This window comes from Paenibacillus sp. FSL F4-0100 (assembly GCF_037993005.1).
Classification (GTDB): Bacteria; Bacillota; Bacilli; order Paenibacillales; family Paenibacillaceae; genus Paenibacillus_AQ.
In genome coordinates, this window is the sequence record NZ_CP150303.1 from 906,116 (window position 1) to 924,204 (window position 18,089).

16 protein-coding genes and 1 pseudogene are annotated in these 18,089 nt (G+C 51.7%); 11 read left to right on the forward strand and 6 right to left on the reverse strand.

The genetic code is table 11. The annotated features are described in order from the left end of the window. Positions 1 to 32: 32 nt before the first annotated feature. Both MHH48_RS04015 and MHH48_RS04020 read left to right on the forward strand, forming a co-directional pair. Positions 33 to 674, forward strand: a complete 642-nt coding sequence (locus MHH48_RS04015; RefSeq protein ID WP_076325981.1) for a histidine phosphatase family protein — start codon at positions 33 to 35, stop codon at positions 672 to 674. Between the two features lie 11 nt (positions 675 to 685). Further along, positions 686 to 1,612, forward strand: a complete 927-nt coding sequence (locus MHH48_RS04020; RefSeq protein ID WP_076325980.1) for a hypothetical protein — start codon at positions 686 to 688, stop codon at positions 1,610 to 1,612. A gap of 143 nt (positions 1,613 to 1,755) precedes the next feature. Here the strand turns inward: MHH48_RS04020 and MHH48_RS04025 are convergent. From MHH48_RS04025 to MHH48_RS04035, 3 genes and pseudogenes are all read right to left on the reverse strand, one after another. Continuing rightward, positions 1,756 to 1,912 (reverse strand): annotated as a pseudogene (locus MHH48_RS04025) (MFS transporter); the annotation flags it as partial. A gap of 182 nt (positions 1,913 to 2,094) precedes the next feature. Continuing rightward, on the reverse strand, positions 2,095 to 2,862 hold the full coding sequence (locus tag MHH48_RS04030) for a sulfite exporter TauE/SafE family protein (RefSeq protein WP_076325979.1): 768 nt from the start codon (positions 2,860 to 2,862) through the stop codon (positions 2,095 to 2,097). Next, entirely contained in the window at positions 2,862 to 4,337 is a 1,476-nt protein-coding gene (locus tag MHH48_RS04035) for a carboxylesterase family protein (RefSeq protein ID WP_076325978.1), read from the reverse strand. Before MHH48_RS04035 ends, MHH48_RS04030 begins: the two co-directional genes overlap by 1 nt. A gap of 125 nt (positions 4,338 to 4,462) precedes the next feature. Between MHH48_RS04035 and MHH48_RS04040 the strand changes: the two genes are divergently transcribed. The 4 genes from MHH48_RS04040 to MHH48_RS04055 all read left to right on the forward strand — a co-directional run bounded on the left by MHH48_RS04040 (position 4,463) and on the right by MHH48_RS04055 (position 7,964). Further along, a complete protein-coding gene (locus tag MHH48_RS04040; protein WP_076325977.1) occupies positions 4,463 to 5,371 on the forward strand; it encodes a LysR family transcriptional regulator in 909 nt (302 codons plus the stop codon). A 60-nt stretch (positions 5,372 to 5,431) separates the two neighbouring features. Beyond that, positions 5,432 to 6,310, forward strand: a complete 879-nt coding sequence (locus tag MHH48_RS04045; protein WP_076325976.1) for an AraC family transcriptional regulator — start codon at positions 5,432 to 5,434, stop codon at positions 6,308 to 6,310. Positions 6,311 to 6,388: 78 nt separating this feature from the next. Then, entirely contained in the window at positions 6,389 to 7,135 is a 747-nt protein-coding gene (locus tag MHH48_RS04050; RefSeq protein WP_076325975.1) for a phytanoyl-CoA dioxygenase family protein, read from the forward strand. A 28-nt stretch (positions 7,136 to 7,163) separates the two neighbouring features. Then, positions 7,164 to 7,964, forward strand: a complete 801-nt coding sequence (locus tag MHH48_RS04055; RefSeq protein WP_076325974.1) for a TIM barrel protein — start codon at positions 7,164 to 7,166, stop codon at positions 7,962 to 7,964. Between the two features lie 110 nt (positions 7,965 to 8,074). Here the strand turns inward: MHH48_RS04055 and MHH48_RS04060 are convergent, their stop codons facing one another. The 3 genes from MHH48_RS04060 to MHH48_RS04070 are packed head-to-tail and all read right to left on the reverse strand — an operon-like array spanning position 8,075 to position 10,817. Then, positions 8,075 to 8,605 carry a chromate transporter gene (locus MHH48_RS04060; RefSeq protein WP_076325973.1) on the reverse strand — a complete coding sequence of 177 codons (531 nt, stop codon included), beginning with the start codon at positions 8,603 to 8,605 and terminating at the stop codon, positions 8,075 to 8,077. A gap of 26 nt (positions 8,606 to 8,631) precedes the next feature. Further along, positions 8,632 to 9,279, reverse strand: a complete 648-nt coding sequence (locus MHH48_RS04065) for a chromate transporter (RefSeq protein ID WP_076325972.1) — start codon at positions 9,277 to 9,279, stop codon at positions 8,632 to 8,634. Beyond that, positions 9,279 to 10,817, reverse strand: a complete 1,539-nt coding sequence (locus MHH48_RS04070; RefSeq protein WP_076325971.1) for a sulfatase-like hydrolase/transferase — start codon at positions 10,815 to 10,817, stop codon at positions 9,279 to 9,281. Before MHH48_RS04070 ends, MHH48_RS04065 begins: the two co-directional genes overlap by 1 nt. A gap of 123 nt (positions 10,818 to 10,940) precedes the next feature. Here MHH48_RS04070 and MHH48_RS04075 point away from each other — a divergent pair, with 123 nt between their 5' ends. From MHH48_RS04075 to MHH48_RS04095, 5 genes are all read left to right on the forward strand, one after another. Beyond that, entirely contained in the window at positions 10,941 to 11,795 is an 855-nt protein-coding gene (locus MHH48_RS04075; protein ID WP_076325970.1) for an AraC family transcriptional regulator, read from the forward strand. A 75-nt stretch (positions 11,796 to 11,870) separates the two neighbouring features. Further along, positions 11,871 to 13,670 (forward strand): sensor histidine kinase, encoded by a 1,800-nt coding sequence (locus tag MHH48_RS04080; protein WP_076325969.1) that lies wholly within the window; start codon positions 11,871 to 11,873, stop codon positions 13,668 to 13,670. A gap of 4 nt (positions 13,671 to 13,674) precedes the next feature. Further along, positions 13,675 to 15,318 carry a response regulator gene (locus MHH48_RS04085; protein WP_076325968.1) on the forward strand — a complete coding sequence of 548 codons (1,644 nt, stop codon included), beginning with the start codon at positions 13,675 to 13,677 and terminating at the stop codon, positions 15,316 to 15,318. Positions 15,319 to 15,514: 196 nt separating this feature from the next. Next, the gene (locus MHH48_RS04090; RefSeq protein ID WP_076325967.1) at positions 15,515 to 17,086 is read left to right on the forward strand and encodes an extracellular solute-binding protein; all 1,572 of its coding nucleotides are present in this window, start codon (positions 15,515 to 15,517) and stop codon (positions 17,084 to 17,086) included. A 33-nt stretch (positions 17,087 to 17,119) separates the two neighbouring features. After that, a complete protein-coding gene (locus tag MHH48_RS04095) occupies positions 17,120 to 18,082 on the forward strand; it encodes an ABC transporter permease subunit (RefSeq protein ID WP_076325966.1) in 963 nt (320 codons plus the stop codon). The last annotated feature ends 7 nt before the right edge of the window (positions 18,083 to 18,089 follow it).

Consider the following 18,089-nt stretch of genomic DNA (forward strand, 5'->3'; position numbering starts at 1 on the left):
ATACTTCAATTACCAACAAAGGAGGGAGCAACATGACGACCACCACCATTTATTTCATAAGACACGGCCAGACCCAATGGAACGTGGAACAGAAGATGCAGGGGCATATGGACTCACCGTTAACACCTGAAGGCAGACGGCAGGCTGCACGGTTGCGTGACCGGTTACAGACGGTCACGTTTGATGCGATTTTTTCGAGTCCCAGTCCGAGAGCGTTGACAACGGCACAGATGATTTGCGGAAGCACATCGGAAAGAATCGTTAAATTAGATGAACTGAAGGAAATTCACATGGGGCTGTGGGAAGGACAAAGCGTACCAACAATACAGAATGAGCATACCGCTGAGTTTGATCATTTTTTGCATAAGCCTCATTTATACCGTCCAACAGGACAGGGAGAGGCCTATCCCGAGCTGCTGGATCGGGCGGTAACCGCTGTGGAAAGAATCCTGCTAAGCTATCGGGGAGGAACCGTTCTGATCGTAACCCACCGCATGACCTTAAAGACGTTAATGAACCATTATTCCGGAATGCAGTTGAGCGACATGGGGAATTTGCCGGATGTTCCTTCAGCGAGCTTAAGCAAAATTGTATTTCATGATTCTCATCCATTCATCGAGTTGTACGGAGACACCTCTCATTACGAGGGAAGCGCGGACGTTTTGCTGAAATAAGGGGAGGATGCATGAACACGAAGAAAAGGAAAAATCTCTTGGCTTACACGATGGCCTTCGCCATGATTATCCTGATGGCCGCGGCTTCGGAACTTAGTCATAATCATGAGTTCATCCTGCCCGAAATCGCAGCCATGGTGATCGCCATGTGGGTCTACCGGGATCCGAATTGGCTCAGGCATCCGCTTCAGATTTTCCTTGCTCCCACACTCACATCCGTGATCGGTTTTACCGTCAATCATCTTCCTGCTGCTTATCTCTGTAAAGTGGGTATCGATTTCATCTTGATTATGGCCTGTTTGCGTTTGATCCAATCCAACTTCGCTCCGTCCCTTGCGACCGGCTTGCTGCCTCTGATCACCGACGGGCATGATTGGAAGCTTGTCCTGATCATTTTCCTCGCCACTTTAATATTAATGCTGGTGGTCATATTCTTTCGAATGAATGCATCCCTGGAGAAGAAGGCGCAGATCCATTATAAATATACGTATTTTTTCCTGTGTCTGATCTTTATGTGGATCGGAATATGCTGGATCACCGGCTTCGGGAAGCTGGCCGTCATTCCGCCCATCATTGTCGTAGTGTATGAGTCGATTCAAAAAAGTGAGTACAGCGCTAAGCTGGCATTGAAGCAGGGAACTGCACTAACTATATCCGCGACGATGGGGACACTGCTGTTTCTGGTTTTGGATTCTTTGGTCATCATAACGGTACTGGATATGATGCTGATGCTGTTATTGCAGTGGGTGGTTAAGATTCGTATGCCCGCGATATATGCTTTCCCGCTGCTTCCGTTCATCTTCACGCATGATGTCGTGCTGCTGCTCCCGCTGACAACAGTGTTCACTTGTTTGTTTATGTTTACAGCGGCTGTCGCTTATAAAAAAATTGAATCTGCTATCCGACCGGAGCGGGTGGACGTGGATATCTCCATGTAATTGAATCCATCTGAATCTATCCATTCATTAATAAAACGCACACATTCCCAATATAAGCTTGGGGATCTGTACGTTTTTTTATTTATCTGCTCCGGTCAGCTCATTTTCCCTGATGAAACATATTGAATCATCCTTTCCCTTAATTATGATTTAGCAGAGCCTACAAATCGATTTCTAGCTGCCCCTAGACCGAATATGAAAAGCAATACTGATGCAGTGACCAATATTGAGAAGCGGAAGGGTCCAACTGTTTGTTACATCATGCAAAAATCCGAAAATGGTTGGGCCGATTGCGGCTAGTTCTGTGGGGGTTCGGGCCACCAGTTGGGTGGCCCTTCTACCCGGAGGGGCATAAAATTATCTGCCCTTTACTCTAGCACTGCTGCCTTCACAGTTCCGGCAGGACATGTATGGGTGATTGAGCAGCAATTAACTAAGAGATAATGCTTGCTCACTCAACTCCCTAACTGGTTGGGCAACCTCTACAGCAATAGAATGGCAGCACCAATCATTGGGGTGAGGACCATGCAGGTTTTCAGCAAGACAACGGGTACCCGCTTCGTAAACTTTGCTCCCACATACGAGCCGGACATCGTACCGATCACAACAGCGACGAGCAGTTGAACATCCAGGTACCCGATGGAGAAGTACCCGGCTCCTCCGGCCAGTGCGATTGGCATAATGACCAGCATGGTCGTGCCGGCGGCAAAACGCATCGACATGCCGAGGATCAGCATAAGCCCTAACTGGATGAAAGGGGTGGAGCCGATTCCGAACAGCCCCGATAAGGCGCCGGTGATGAGTCCGATGAGCAGCGCCTGCAGCCAGTATCGGAAGTCATGGACGACGGATGGCATCGAGTTCCCGGAAGCCTTCGACCGACGTGAGACGTACAGCATCCTGAACCATAAGGCTAGTCCAGAGGCGAACAGCATACCGGATGTCATGAAGCCCAGCTTATCCTCGGGAATAAGCGAGGACCAGCCCGAGCTGACCCATGCCCCTGCCGCACCGGCCAAGCCGACGACGGCCCCCGTCTTCAGTACCATGTTCCCTTCCCGGTAATGGCTGACAGAACCGGAAAGCGACGAGAAGAACATCGCCGCCAGTGCGGTACCCAGCGCGGTATGAATGGGATAACCGAATACGACGGTTAGGATGGAGATAATGAAACCTGAGCCGCCTGCACCTACGAAACCGAGAAGGAGTCCGAGCAGCACCATAACGAGGGCAATATCGACTAACTGCATCAGACCATCCTCCAAACCGGATGGGGAACGCCGATCCCAGCCGGAACCGGCAGGTCTTCGCGAACGCAGCAAGCCTTGTCCAGAACCATGGTGGCGTGCCCGCTTCCATAGACGGGCCAAGCCGGCAGCGCATGGATATTCGGATCTCCGCTTTGTATAAATGCAACCCATGCTTCCCGCATGGCGCCGGCCAGTGCATAACTCTCAGCTGTTACAACATATGGATCCTCAATGGTGGGCAATGTGGGCATAGGATTGTCGGGTAACGCCGCATGGATGAGACTGCCTTCATAACCGTGTATCGCGCCGAGTGTGCCGCCGCATTGAAGCCGATACATCCACACCGATGTTCCGGACGATGCCACGGCTTCTGCGAACTGCATCGCTCCAATCGTATAGAGATGTTCGGTCAATGCTATGCTCCACGCTTCACCCGATGCCATCGATTGCTCATAACGAGCATAAGCATTCCACGCCACAGCGGCATTCCCTCCGAAGAATCGTTCGAGCGTCTCGAGAGCCGGAGACTGAAGCACGGGATCGTTATGGATAAAAATAGCCGCTTCATTCTCATTCGTGCCGATCAGCAGCGGTGGAAGGTCGGCGTTCCCGGCTAGACTCGCCAGCGGATCCAACGGAATGACATGGCCGTCGGCAACCGGGCCGAATATATGCAGACTGCGCGAGGTGTCGGAGCCGATCGCCGACTGCGCTTCGATGATTCTCTCCGCAGGAAGTTCAAGCAGCTGATGCGCCTGCGCTTGCGATAACCCCAGCTCTTCAAGCAGCCGGAGAGTCGTGACATTGGCGGTTTGGCAATCCCGTATCGACTGCGTTGCGCCGCTTTGGGCAATGGCCCGGTGAAATAAGCCCTGTGTCGCTTCCATCACGTAGAGGGTGGCGGTACACTTGGCCCCGGCAGAGTTGCCAATGACGGTTACGCGCGACGGGTCGCCGCCGAAAGCAGCAATATTAAGCTGGACCCATTGGAGGGCAGCAGCGATATCCAGCATTCCATTGTTACCGGAGGTTTCATACTTTTTGCCCAGCACTCCTCCCAAATATAAGAAACCTAGCGCACCAAGCCGATAATTGATCGATACGTAGACGATTCCATCCTCTGCTGCATATCGTGATCCATCACACTCCGCTCCGTTGCCCGATACGAAACCGCCGCCATGGATATAGACCATGACTGGCTTTAGCTTATCGCTTGCACCTGAAGTCCACACATTCAAGTTTAGGCAGTCTTCGGACTGCACAAGCTCCGGCATGCAGCCTTGCGGATTATGCTTCTGCGGTGCGATGGGTCCGAATTGATTGCACTGCCTCACGCCCGGCCAGGAGAGCTGAGGTGCCGGAGGCTTGAATCTTCGCTTACCGATTGGCGGGGCTGCATAAGGGATGCCCCGGAATACATACGAACCTTTTAATTTTTCGCCTGCAACTTTTCCTGATAATATCTGTACGATCAAGTTGATTGTCCCCTATCCTTACGATTTGAGACTATTATATCTTGTATATTTCATGAACCCTAATATATATTGAATTATATTAATAATAACTTACAGGTTATGTATTGTGGAAAGTGGGGATCGGAATGGAACTGTTGCAATTAAAGTATTTTCAGACTGCCGCCCGAATGCAGCACATGACGAAAGCAGCCCATAGCCTACATATCTCTCAGCCGGCACTAAGCAAAATGATCGCGTCGCTTGAAGCTGAGCTTGGAACCAAGCTGTTCAAACGGGAGCGTAAAACGATACGGCTGAACGAGCACGGCAAGCTGTTTCTCCATCAAGTGGATATCGCGCTGCAAGCGCTGGAGGATGGAAAGCTGCAGCTGCAGGATGCTAATGGCAGCGCCCCCACCGCCATCACGCTTGATGTTCGCGTCTCCTCGCATTTACTGCCGGATCTATTGGCTGATTTCCGCAAAGAATGGCCGAATGCAGAGTTTCAATTGCAGCAGCACGTTTCGTCATTCGAAGGTATGCCGAGCTTCGATTTGTGCCTATCCGATGGCGCAACACCACCAAAAGGAACATCGTCGGTCTGCTTGCTCGAAGAGGATATCGTGGTTGCCGTTCCCGCCGAGCACCCGCTCGCGGATCGGAACCATGTCAGCTTGCAGGAGCTCAAGGAAGAGAGCTTCATTACCCTGCCTCCGGGTAAATCGTTGCGTGAAACAACCGATGCCTTTTGCCGCCTTGCCGGATTTACCCCCCGTATCCGATTTGAGAGCGACGATCCCGCCACCGTCCGAGGATTAATTCGAGCCGGTCAGGGAGTTGCCTTCCTGCCAGCCGTTACGTGGAGCGGATCAACCGGACCTGATGTCGTCCAACTGCGGCTCGAAGAAAGCTGGTGCAAACGCTCAATCTCCTTGTCTTGGCCCGAGGACCGATACCTCACGCATACTGCGGTACTGTTCCGGGATTTCATCATTCGATACTTCGCAAGACTGGCCGAATCGCACCGGCAGGACATCGCTCGAAGAGGATTCTAGCCTGTTTTTCTTATCCGTGTTGGAATTATTGTGAAATCAAAAGCGAAAGGAGCGTTTTAAGTGGAAACCAAGCAGCCCCCCAGGCTAACCAATGAAGATTACCGATTGCAGCCCCACGCGCCTGTTCAGGTGTTTCACGGCATTCATCCGGGGACAATTCCACTGCATTGGCATGAATTTTACGAGCTGAGTTATGTGGTTTCCGGAAAAGGCGAACACAGGCTCAACGGTTCGTCGTATCCGCTGTCTTCTGGAACCATCTTCTTGCTGACGCCAGCCGATTTTCATGAGCTGGCTTCCTTGGAAGAGGAACCACTTGAAATTTATAATGTCATTTTCACCGAAGCCATGATGGATGATAGCGTCTACCATTGGTTATTTGGCGGGAAACTTTTGCTGCAAGCACAACTTGAGGAGAAGCAGCTCCCGGGGGTATTCGCCGACTATGAACGGATGAGGGAGGAAAACGGAACCTGGCGGGAAGGCAGCGAGATCGTGATCCGGGCTACGCTTCAGCGGCTGTTGGTGGATCTGTATCGTGGCAGCGCCGCAAATCGCATTCAGCCCACGAACGGGACGAGAGATCGGCAGCTCAACTTAAACCTGCAAAAGGCTCTGATCTACATTCATCATCATTTCCGTGAGGATTTGAGATTGGAGGATGCAGCTGGCCAGGCCCAATACTCGGCTACTTATTTCAGCGAGTGTTTCTCGAAATCCGTGGGGCAATCTTTTCAACGTTATCTGCAAAATGTCAGAATGCAATTCGCCGAATCGCTGCTTCAGGCATCCTCGCTGCCTGTTACCGAAATTTGTTACGTCTCCGGCTTTAATACATTGGGGCATTTTGAAAGGGTGTTTCGTCAGCGAAAAGGAATGTCCCCCCGACAGTACCGCAACAAGGCAGAAAAAACCGAAGATATGCAGCATTTATCCTAACGAATGCGCAGTATGGCTCTGACCGTCCGGGATATAATGACCACAGTTAACGAAATCCCTACTTGACTGGAGGTTACGATGATGACAACGCAAGCCCTTTCGAAGCAAGAAGTTGAGTTTTATAAGGAAAATGGGTACTACTTGTACAAGAAGCCGCTCTTTAGTGCCGAAAAAATGCAGGTTCTGACATCGATCTTTGAAGAGCAGCTGGAGGAGAAGGGCAGCAAATTATCCGACGAGCTGGATACGCCGCATTTCCGTGACGAAAGGCTGCTCGATTTTCTGTTATCCGATGAGGTACTGGATCTGGTTGAACCGATCATTGGTCCGAATATCGGGTTGTGGTCCAGCCACTTTATCTGTAAAGATCCGCATGTCGGACGTGCTACGCCATGGCATGAGGATTCGGCCTACTGGAATGGCAGATTAAGCAGCTTCGACAAAATTATCACCGTATGGCTGGCGATCGATCGCAGTTGGAAGGAAAACGGATGCATGCGGGTCATTCCAGGTACGCATCGTAACGGCTTCTCGGATTATGAGGAAGTAGATCGGGCGAGCAATTTATTCGACACCCAAATTAAGAGCGGTTCCGTCGATGAGTCTCAAGCGGTTTACTTCGAGTTGGAAGCGGGAGAATGCTCGCTTCACGATTCGCGCATCATTCATGGCGCAGCCCCGAATACTAGCCCGTACCGTCGCTGCGGCTACACCATGCGGTATTTCTCGACGGAAGCGCTTGTCTATCCGGATAAGAACCCCGGCTTTAAAGTGTGGCTGGCCCGCGGAAAGAACATAGCCGGAACGAAATTCGTCAACGAATAACCTGAAGGGGAAAAGGAGACTTCGCGAATTGAATATTCAGCTGTATAAAGCCCTATGGGGCATGGAAGGAAGCTACAGGGACCAATTGACGCGGGCTGCACAAGCCGGTTACGCGGGGATTGAAGCCCCGCTGCCTCCTCGGGATCTGGAACGCGAATTCAAAGACCTGCTTGCCGAACTGCAGCTTTACTATATTGCCCAGGTGGTCACTTCCGTTCCCCATCAAGAAACCTTCGCCGAGCAGGTACGCCGGGCTGCCGATTTCGATCCGAAACTGATCGTGTCCCATAGTGCTCGGGATGGCATGAAGATAGAGGACCAGTTGGGTTTTTTCGAAGCCGCGTTGAAGATTGAGCAAGAGGTCGGCATTACCATCGGCCATGAAACCCACCGATCGCGGGCGATGTTCACGCCATGGACAACGCGCCGCTTGCTGGAGGAATTCCCTGAGCTGAGCATTACGGCTGATTTCAGCCATTGGTGCTGTGTGACGGAGACCATGCTGGAGGATTATGCGGAAGACATGGAGGTCGCTATTCGCCGTGCCGTCCATATACACGCGCGCGTAGGTTACGCTCAGGGGCCGCAGGTTCCCCATCCCGGAGCGCCTGAATATAGCCGGGAACTGGCCGCATTTGAAACGTGGTGGAAACGAATTGTCCAATACCGGAGCGAGCAAGGGTTCAGCTATACCAGCATAACGCCTGAATTCGGGCCTGCCAATTCCGGTTACATGCATACGCTTCCCTTCACAGGAGCTCCTGTTACTGATCTATGGGAAGTAAACGAGTGGATGGCCAAGAGGATTTCGGAACGGATGACACCATAAAAAAAGAAACTAAAACAAGCCGGACCATGAAGGTTCCGGCTTGTTATTCGTGCGTTTGGAAAGGCGACCTTGTCCAATCCTTCACGTACGGCCGACAGCCATCCAACTTATTAGAATAAAACAATACCGGCAGCGCCGGCCATGAGAAGTATCAACAACGGGTGAAGTTTATACTTCAGCAAGAGAAATAAACAGGCTCCGCAAATCAGCAGCGTAGGAATGAGGCCCTGAATGAGCCCTTCACCCTCATCGGGATACCCAAAATGAATAGCTGCATATATAATGAGTCCTGTCGTTACGGGACGCAGGCCATATAAAGAAGATTGTACATATGGATTGCCCCGCATGCGATAGAAGAGGGCGGACAGCAGCACGATGACGACCAGCGACGGCAGGATGATGCCCGCGGTTGAGACGGCGGCTCCGATATAGCCGGCGGACTGATAGCCAATCAGCGTAGCGGCATTGGTGGCGATCGAACCGGGCGCCATGCCGGCCAGCGCCACGGTCTGCTGGAATTCCGCAGCAGTCAGCAGTCCTTTTTCCGCTACCTCCTTCTGAATGACCGGGATTACCGCATAACCGCCGCCAAAGGACACGAGGCCTACACTTATGAACATCATGAACAAGTCCCAATACATGTTTCAATCGCCCCGATTCGTTTCGCTCAAATGTAATATTCCAGTTCCGGGCAGCTGTTGATCCCTGCCTTCTTCTCTGTATTCGCTTGAAGGCCCAGCCGTTTTTTTATCTGAATGACAGCCATTCCGCATAGTAAGCTTAGCGCAATAAGATAGAGGGGGTGCACCCCTGTAAACAGCATCACGGAAACGGTGGCTAGGGCGGATATCGTTGTCGTTGCATCAAAGACGGCATGTTTGGCCATCCGGTAAGCCGCGACAGCGATCAACGCAATAACGGCGCCATGCATCCCCTTTAAGGCAGCTTCAACCTTGGGTTGATCCGGAAAATACACGGCACCTACGCTGATCAGGATCACGATCAAAAACGTGGGGCATGTCACGCCAAGCACGGCCGAAACAGCCCCGGCAATGCCGGCTTGCCGGTGGCCGATCATCGCGGCCGCATTCACGCCGACTCCACCGGGAGCGGAACCGGCAAGCGAGATAAGCTCACCGATTTCCTCCTCGTTTACCCACTTTTTCTTGCTTACCACTTCGCGCTCAATAATGGGCAGCATCGCATATCCGCCTCCGAAGGTGGAAGGCCCGATGCGAAAGAAGGTCCAAAATAGCCGGGCCAGCAGCGTTAACCGTTCTTTCAGCCTGCTAAAGTATGCGTTTTTCCTTTCCATTAGGCGTGATGAATTCTCGGCATCGGCATCGGCTCCTTGCCAAGCTCGGCCCAGATGTATTTGAGCAGAAGCTCTGCCTTCAGCTGCTCGTACCCCGGTTCGTCCCATAAATTGCGCAGTTCGCCGGGATCTGCATCTAGGTCAAAGAGCTCGCCATAGGTTTGATTGTAATAAACGGTGATTTTATAGCGCTGCTCGATGTACGTTTTTTGATGAATTGTCGAAGGCTCGTGCCGGAATTCGCAGATAGCGTGCTGCCGCGCGGCGTCCGCGTTACCGAGCCACACTTCCTTTTGGTCGATGCCCGTCATCGCTGGCGGTTTCGGTATATTGCAGAAGGAGAGGAAGGTAGGGGCCAGGTCGACCAGGGACTGCATTGCAGTTGTCCTTTTTCCGGCAGGCACCCACCCTGGATATCGTGCAATGAATGGAAGCTTGATCAAATCCTCGTAATGGAACCCGCCCTTGGCTTGAAGGCCGTGCTGGCCGAAGAAATGTCCATGATCAGTGGTGAAGACAACGATCGTATCCTCGGTCAGTCCCAGTTCATCCAGTTTATCGAGAATGCTGCCGATATATTTATCCATCATGCTGATCATGCCGTAATACACAGCGACCAGCTTCTTCTTGTCGTACTCCGTTAACCTGGATTTCGAACCGTATTCGTAATAGTGATGGGAACGGTAGCCGTGAATGCCGAACCCGGTTTCAGCGAGATGTGAAAAATCCGGATCTTCTTCCTGCGTCAAGCGGAAGTGCGGCGGATTGCGGTCATGCTCACCTGGCGTCAGGGATGGGATCGTGAGTTGTTCCGGATCGTACATCGAAGCCCATGGTTCCGGTACCAGGTATTCCGGGTGCGGGTCGAAGAAGCTCGCCCACATAAAGAAGGGGTCATCCGCTTTCTTATATTCTTCCAAAAGAGAGTTGGTTCGATCAGCGATCCAGGTGTTGTAGTGGTATTTTTCCGGGATGGGCCAGGTGTACGTTTGGGAAGGATCCATGGTTCCCGTAGGCGGTAGGAAGTACTCCCGCCAATTGGCGCATCCTTGCTCCTCGAGCCATAAGGCATAATGTTGTCCGACATGGGCCTCATTCGTATGGTTGCGGGCCAGCTCGACGTGATCGAATCCGTAAAATGGCCCGTTAAAATTCCTCCAATACTCCAAATCTTGAAGAATCGGGTAGGCCTCCACGGATGGGTAATCTTCCGTTGATTTCAACGGCTGAAAATGCGCTTTTCCCACCAGTGCGGTCCGGTAGCCTGCGTCTTGGAAGCTTTCCCCCACAGTATGGCGGTCTTCCAGCAGCTTCGTCCCCAAGGTCCATGCTCCATGCTGGCTCGGGTACTGCCCCGTAATGATGGAGGCTCGACTCGGCGTGCAGGTGGGATTGGGGCAATACGCCCGATCGAACGTCGTCCCTTGACGCGCAAGGCGATCCAGGTTGGGCGTAGAGATTTCAGGCTGAAAGGCTCCGATTGTATTCCAATGCTGCTGATCGCTTGTGATTAGCAAAATGTTAGGTCTTCTCGACAAGTGTAATCGCCTCCTAGTATGATGATATTGAAAATAACGGGTTATAAAAATAGCGAGGTGTTATATTTTTGTTGTCATTTTGTTATTCTTGATGGAAAAATGAAGGAAGAGGAGGGAGCCATGATGCAGGAATACGAATATGAATATGCGGAATTCATCTATTATACGCCGGGATATTTGGATAAAGAGGAACAGATCTGGCCTGTCCGGGCGGGGCGAAGCATTGCCAAGCCCAATTACAGAGTCGGACCGAAGCGAATCGAGTGTTATAGCCTGCATTTTGTACATGAGGGCATGGTACGGCTAGAGTTCGATGACAAGCGAGTGGATCTGCAGAAGAATGATCTGTTCTGCCTGTTCCCGGGCCGGACCTATTATTATCACATGCTTCCCGCGGATACACCGCTTCAGATGAGCTGGTTGGCAGTGGACGGGAACAGGGTCAAGCCATTGCTTGCGCTGGCCGGCTTATTTCCGGAAAGCCCGTTCGGCAAACAGATGATATCCTCTAAGGTCAAAGAATCCTCCGAACGCGTGATTGATGCCCTGGCCGGTGTCGAGCGCTGGAAACCGGCGGTATCGCTGGAGCTGCACGGCTTGATTTATGGACTGCTCGCCGGCATGGTCCCGGATATGGCTTCCGCACAGCCGACGGAGCTAGCGGGATGGATTCACGAGTGTTTGGATTATATGGAGCTGCATGCTACCGAGGGGATTTCCGTACAACAGGTTGCCGAATTCGCGGGGGTGCATCGGTCGTACTTCTCCAATATGTTCACCCATCAGGTAGGAATGCCGCCGTTAAAATACCTTCAGCGCATACGAATGGAAAAGGCAAAACGGTTGTTACAAGAAACGGACGCAACGATTACCGAGATTGCCTTATCTCTCGGCTATCCGAATTTGTATTCGTTCACCAGGGCTTTCAAGATCTATTATAAGGTGCCTCCCATAACCATGCGCGGAGCTCAATGCTGACCGTACGGACGGCAACACGCTTTTGTAAACGTTTACTATCGATTTCTTCTGATCTGGAAAAAGGAGACACGCGTCATGAAACTCTCTACGATTCAAAGGTGGATATCACCCAGACGAAGTATTCAGGGGAAAATTTTCATTGCGTTCAGTGCGGTTACGCTCGTGTCCATCGTCTCCATTACGGTCATCGTGTATATGAGCATGCGCGAGACGATCATGCAAAATGCGATCACCTCGGTTTCGGACAGCATCAGGCAGGCGGATGAATCACTGAATATGATGCTGGAAGAGATCGACCGGCTGAACACCGTCGTGGTGACCAACAAAAATACGGTGATCGACACCTTACTGAGCCCTCATGAAGAAATTAGCTATGAATGGTTTCAAGAGCAGAAACGGATCGATGAGTTTCTATCCGTGCTGATCGATTACAAGCCTTATATTTCACGGATTGCCGTGGTCGGTTTGAACGGCAAGGTGTTTTTCTCGGGTGGTCCGTGGCTGGACAAGACGGTCTTGGGGACCGGAATGATGGATTACATGCTCCAGAATGGATCGCGTCATGCGTATTTCAAGCAGACCGGGGTGTCGGATGCCATCACGATCGGGCGGGAGATCCGATATAACCGGGAACCGATCGGGGTTGTCATGGTGGATTTGAATTATGATTTCATCCAAAAAACATACGGCGTGAAGCCTACCACCGATAGCATGATCTACGTGCTGGACAAGCAGGGCGGGTTTGTCTATGAGGCAGAATCGGCGCCGTCCTTTGCCCCGTCGTTCGAGAAGATCCTCAGCATCCACGGAGAACTCGCAGGGAATCGGGATGCCATCAAGCAAGGCATTGACGGCAGAGACTACATCGTTGTCAGCCGCCAATCCGGTTATACGGGATGGACTACCCTGGCTTTGATACCGATGGATTCGCTGCTTAGCGAATCGACAAAGCTCCGTAAACTGTTGGCGGAGGTATCGGTTATCGTCTTCATCGTTGTCCTGATCGGTTCGCTGCAGGTATCTTCCCGAATCACCCTTAATATCCGGAGGTTGAAGTCATTAATGATGTTTGTGAAGGAAGGGAATCTTACGTTTCCGAGAAAAGAGATAACAAGCGAAGACGAGACCGGGCAGCTGTACCGCGTCTTTATCAGCATGGTGGAGGAATTGAAGCGACTGCTGGAAGGGATCCGGGTCAGCGAGAAGGAGAAGCGGGAGGCCGAGTTAACGGCGCTTCAGGCGCAAATTCATCCCCATTTTTTATACAACTCGCTGAACACGATCAAGTATTTGGCCAAGATGAACGGCGTGCCGAATATCGAAGAGGTGTCCGGATCGCTGATTGAGCTCATGCGCGGCGTTCTGGGCAATTCGAGTGAATTTCTGACGGTGAGGGAGGAGCTGGATTATGTTGAACGCTATATCTCGATCGTGAAGTACAGGTATATGGAGCCGATCCGAATGGTTACCCAGATCGAGGACGACGTTTTGCTGGAATGCCGGGTGCTGAAGCTGATGCTGCAGCCCCTTGTGGAGAATGCCATCATTCATGGAATCGGAGCGATGGAGCAGGAAGGGCTCGTGCTGATACGCGTATGCGATGAGGGCAGCGATCTGAGGATTGAAGTGATCGACAATGGCAAGGGCATAACGGAAGGGCAAAGGGCACACCTGCTGGGTGGGACGGGCACGAAGGCAGAAACCTCCCGTTTTAGCGGTATGGGCGTGCGCAATGTGCATGAGCGGATCGTTCACATGTACGGCGATTCGTACGGCGTCAAGCTGTACAGTGAGCCGGGTTTATATACGAAGGCCGAGATCCGGCTGCCGAAAAAAATGGAGAGTTCGGACAAATCCCGACAAGAGGTGATATAAAGCCATGTTTCAAGTGCTGCTCGTTGATGATGAGCCGCTCGTGCGGCATGATCTGAGAACGTTATTGGACTGGAATGAGCATGGATTCGAATTATGCGGCCAAGCGCATAACGGATTGATGGCCTTGGCCATGATTGAGCAGTCTCCCCCGCATATTGCGATCATTGACGTGAATATGCCCGAAATGAACGGCGTAGAGCTCAACCGGGCGATCAAAGAACGGTTTCCGTTCATTCAGACGATTATGCTCAGCAGTTATGATGATTATGACTACGTGAGGGAGTGCCTGAAGAACGGCTCCATTGATTATTTGTTGAAGCATCGGCTGGACGGTGCAGTGCTGGTTACCCTGTTAAATAAAGCGGTCATGGAATTGCGGCAGGAGGATCGGTTGCTGGAAGAACGCATGACTAACGAGGCCGTGGCCGAAAGGCCGGGTCCCGTGCTGCTCCGTGATTATATCGTGTATCTCGTTAGCGGGAGGAAGGATGCAACCACGGAGGTGAAGGCTTTTTCACAAAAAAACCGCCTGTACACCCACGCCTTAAGCTATGCGGCAGCGGCTGTGCAGATTGTTCCGTTTCTGTTGCTGACGGAGTCATACAGCGACGTGCAAACGAACCGGCTGGTTCAGCAGGTGGTCGATATGATGCAGCAGAGCTTGGGTGATATTCAGGAGCGGACGGCAGCTTACGTGGAGGATGGACGGTTTATTGTCGTGTTTGCGTTCAAGGAGCGGAGCGAACATGCCATAAAGAATGAGATAGCCGGACGGATGAGGAAGCTTCAGCATGCGCTCGAGCTGTTCCTTAATCTAAAATGCGTGGTCTCCGTCGGACATGTATGCACCAGCTTGTCACAACTTGGCTCAAGTTATAGCTCCGCTGAGCGGATGCTCGACGCTTCCACCATGGAGCCGTCCGGAAGCCATGCGGCACCAAGGATGCCGGGCCGGGCGGGGGGACTTGCAGGCGGCAACCATCAGCGCGTATCTTTGACGATCGAGGAACACAAACAGCTGCTGCTTTCGATTGAACGACTGGACATCGAAGGCGTGCACGGTTTAATCGCCTCTGTTTTTGCTTCGATCCGTCATCTTCCGGTCCATTCGCATACGATCCAGATGTTCGTCAGTGAGCTCATGCAAACCGGGGATAAGGCGTGGAAGACATGGATGCCATCTGTTGGAGCCGCGAAGGAGAAGCTTCCTTCAAGAAGCGAGCTCGGAAGAATCGGCAGTGTCGGGGAGCTGGTGCAATGGCTGCAATCCTACTATGCGGACTTGCTTGCCCTGCTGAAGCAGCATCGTGCGGCGGGACCGTATTCCCGCCATGTCACGCAGGCTGTTCATTTTATTCTGGAGAGGTATCCGGGTTATGTCACGCTGGAGCTTGCCGCGGGTGCCATCGGCCTGAACTCTTCTTATTTAAGCCGAATCTTCAAGGAAGAAACGCAGCGAACGTTCTCGGAGTATCTGAATCGGGTTCGGATCGACGCAGGGCGGAAGCTGCTGGAAAGCGGCAAATACTCGATCAAGGAAATCAGCAATCAAGTGGGTTTTACGACCCATAACTATTTTTTCAAAGTATTCAAGGAAATAACGGGGGTGACCCCACAGGAGTATTTGAACCGCTTGGGAAGAGGATAGGCCAAAAACCAAGTATTCAGATCGGCAGAAGAGCCGTGCGGGGAGGTCGCCGCTCACAAACCGTAAAATATGTGGAGTAAATGGTCATATTTTTGTAATGGGCCGTCTTGAAGGGTGAATTATAATAATCACACACCAATAGTAAACGCTTACAAATGGCGCTTGGTGAATGAAGGGATATGGGGGTCGCTTATTTATGCGTAAACGCTGGGGAAGAAACGCGGTCATCACAATGATCGCTTCCAGCTTGATGCTGGCTGGATGCAGTTCCGATGGAGGTTCGAAGAAAGAGGCAACACCCGAAGGTACAGAGAATGTGGTTCATGCTACAGGGTTTCCGATTGTAGAGCAGCCCGTGGATCTCAAGATGTTCACCCGGATTGCACCCGTGAACGGTCCGTTCAAAGAGATGCCGGTATTTCAGGATTACGAGAAATTGAGCAATGTGAAGGTTGAATTCATTGAAGCGCCGACGGATGGTTTTCAGGAGAAGAAAAATCTGTTGTTCGCCTCCAACGAGCTGCCTGATGCCTTGTTCCGTTCCGGCCTATCCCCGCTCGAGGCCGTTCGCTACGGATCGGCAGGGCAATTGATTCCGCTGGAAGGCCTAATCGATGAATATGCGCCGAATCTGAAAAAATTGATGGAGCAATATCCCGAAATTCGCTCGGGTATCACAACGCCGGAGGGGCATATCTATGCGATTCCGGGCATTGTAACGCTGGGCGCGGCACGGACGGATAAGAAATGGATCAATCAGATGTGGCTGGAGAAGCTGAATCTGGAGGTGCCGGAGACGACGGAAGAATTGTATGAAGTGCTGCTGGCCTTCCGTGACGGGGACCCGAACGGCAACGGTAAACAGGACGAAATCCCGATGACGGCTCGGCTCGGATTGCCGGTTGTGGCCGCAATGAGCGGATCATTCGGACTGGATTCCCAGCTCGGCTATAACGTCAATATCGAGAATGACAAAGTCAGCATCTGGATGGGCAGCGACAAGAATAAAGAGATGCTCATGTACTTAAACAAGCTTTACAAGGAGAAGCTTCTGGATCCCGAGATATTCTCACACACCGAAGCGCAATATTTGGCCAAGCAGGGGTCGGGCAATGCGGGATTCTTCTTTGACCAGACCAACAATAATTTCTTGTCGATCCAGGACCAGTATACCGGAATCGCGCCTCCGGCTGGCCCGAACGGAGATCGGATGCAAAGCCAGGCCTTGCCGATTGCGCGGGATTTTGGAGCCTTTGCCATCACGTCCATTAATAAGTACCCGGAAGTAACGATGCGCTGGATCGACTATTTCTATAGCGACGAAGGATCGACGCTTCTGAGGTTCGGCAGGGAAGGAGAGCATTATGAGCTCAAGGACGGGATTCCGTTCTATACCGAGGATTTCCTGAAGGATATTACCAATCAGGCCAAAATCACGCCTTACGCCGGGGGAGGGGCACCTCATCTCATCAGCGAGCAGGTTTCTTCTTTCATCAATCCGCCGCAGGTACAGGAGGCGCAGCAGAAGCTGGATCCGTTCATGCCGGAGGTTCGTTATGCGGCTCCGATGTTTGATGAGCAAACCGCACAGCAGGTCAACATCCTGCGAAACGATATCGACAAATATTACGAAGAGCAAAGCACGAAATTCATTGTTGGCGCGCTTAGCTTCGACAAATGGGGAGAATTCCAATCCACGCTCAAGAAGATGAAAGTAGGCGAGCTGGAGCAATTGTATCAGGATGCCTATGACAAGATGCAGAAATAATGCTGCTACATCATGGATAAGGAGTGGATGCCCATGAAGCGTGTCAAAGCCGATACATCGATGGCTCTGCCTCGAAGCGATTCGAGGCGGGGTCCCCGCCTTTTAAGGCAAATGGCCAAGCGTTATGATCTGTATCTCATGCTGCTTCTGCCGGTCGTCTGGTATCTGGTCTTTCATTATGGTCCGTTGTACGGGCTGCAGATCGCGTTTAAAAATTTCAATCCGGCAAAAGGGATCCTCGGCAGCAGCTGGGAGGGCTTCGGGCATTTCGAACGCTTCTTCGATTCGTATTATTTTTGGCGGCTGTTGTGGAATACACTTTCCATCAATTTGTTTTCCTTATTGATCGCCTTCCCGATTCCGATCTTGCTGGCGCTGATCATCAATGAAATACGCAACAAGACTTTCAGCAAATGGCTGCAGAACATTACGTACATTCCGCATTTTATTTCGGTGGTTGTGATTGTTGGCATTCTGAACGTGTTCCTCTCGCCCAATAGTGGTCCGATCAATCAGTTGATTGAGGCCGTTGGCGGTATGCCGATCCGCTTTCTTGAGGAAGCCGGCTGGTTCAAGACCATCTTTATTGGTTCTAACATCTGGCAGAACATGGGGTGGCAGTCCATCATCTATATTGCGGCACTGAGCGGGGTGAACCCGCAGCTCTACGAGGCGGCCAAGATGGACGGGGCATCGAGGCTGCGGCGCATTTGGCACATCTCTTTGCCGGGAATCGCGCCTGTCGTTATCATTTTGCTTATTTTGGATATCGGCCATTTCATGAACATTGGCTTTGAGAAAATATTGTTGATGCAGAACAACTTGAATCTGGAATCGAGCGACGTCATTTCCACGTTTGTCTACACGACAGGCATTTTAAAGGGAGAATACAGTTACACGGCAGCGATCGGGCTGTTTAATTCGGTCATCAATCTGATCCTGCTGCTGTTCGTAAACCGGATTGCGCGTAAGACGTCAGAGACAAGCTTATGGTAAAGGAGGG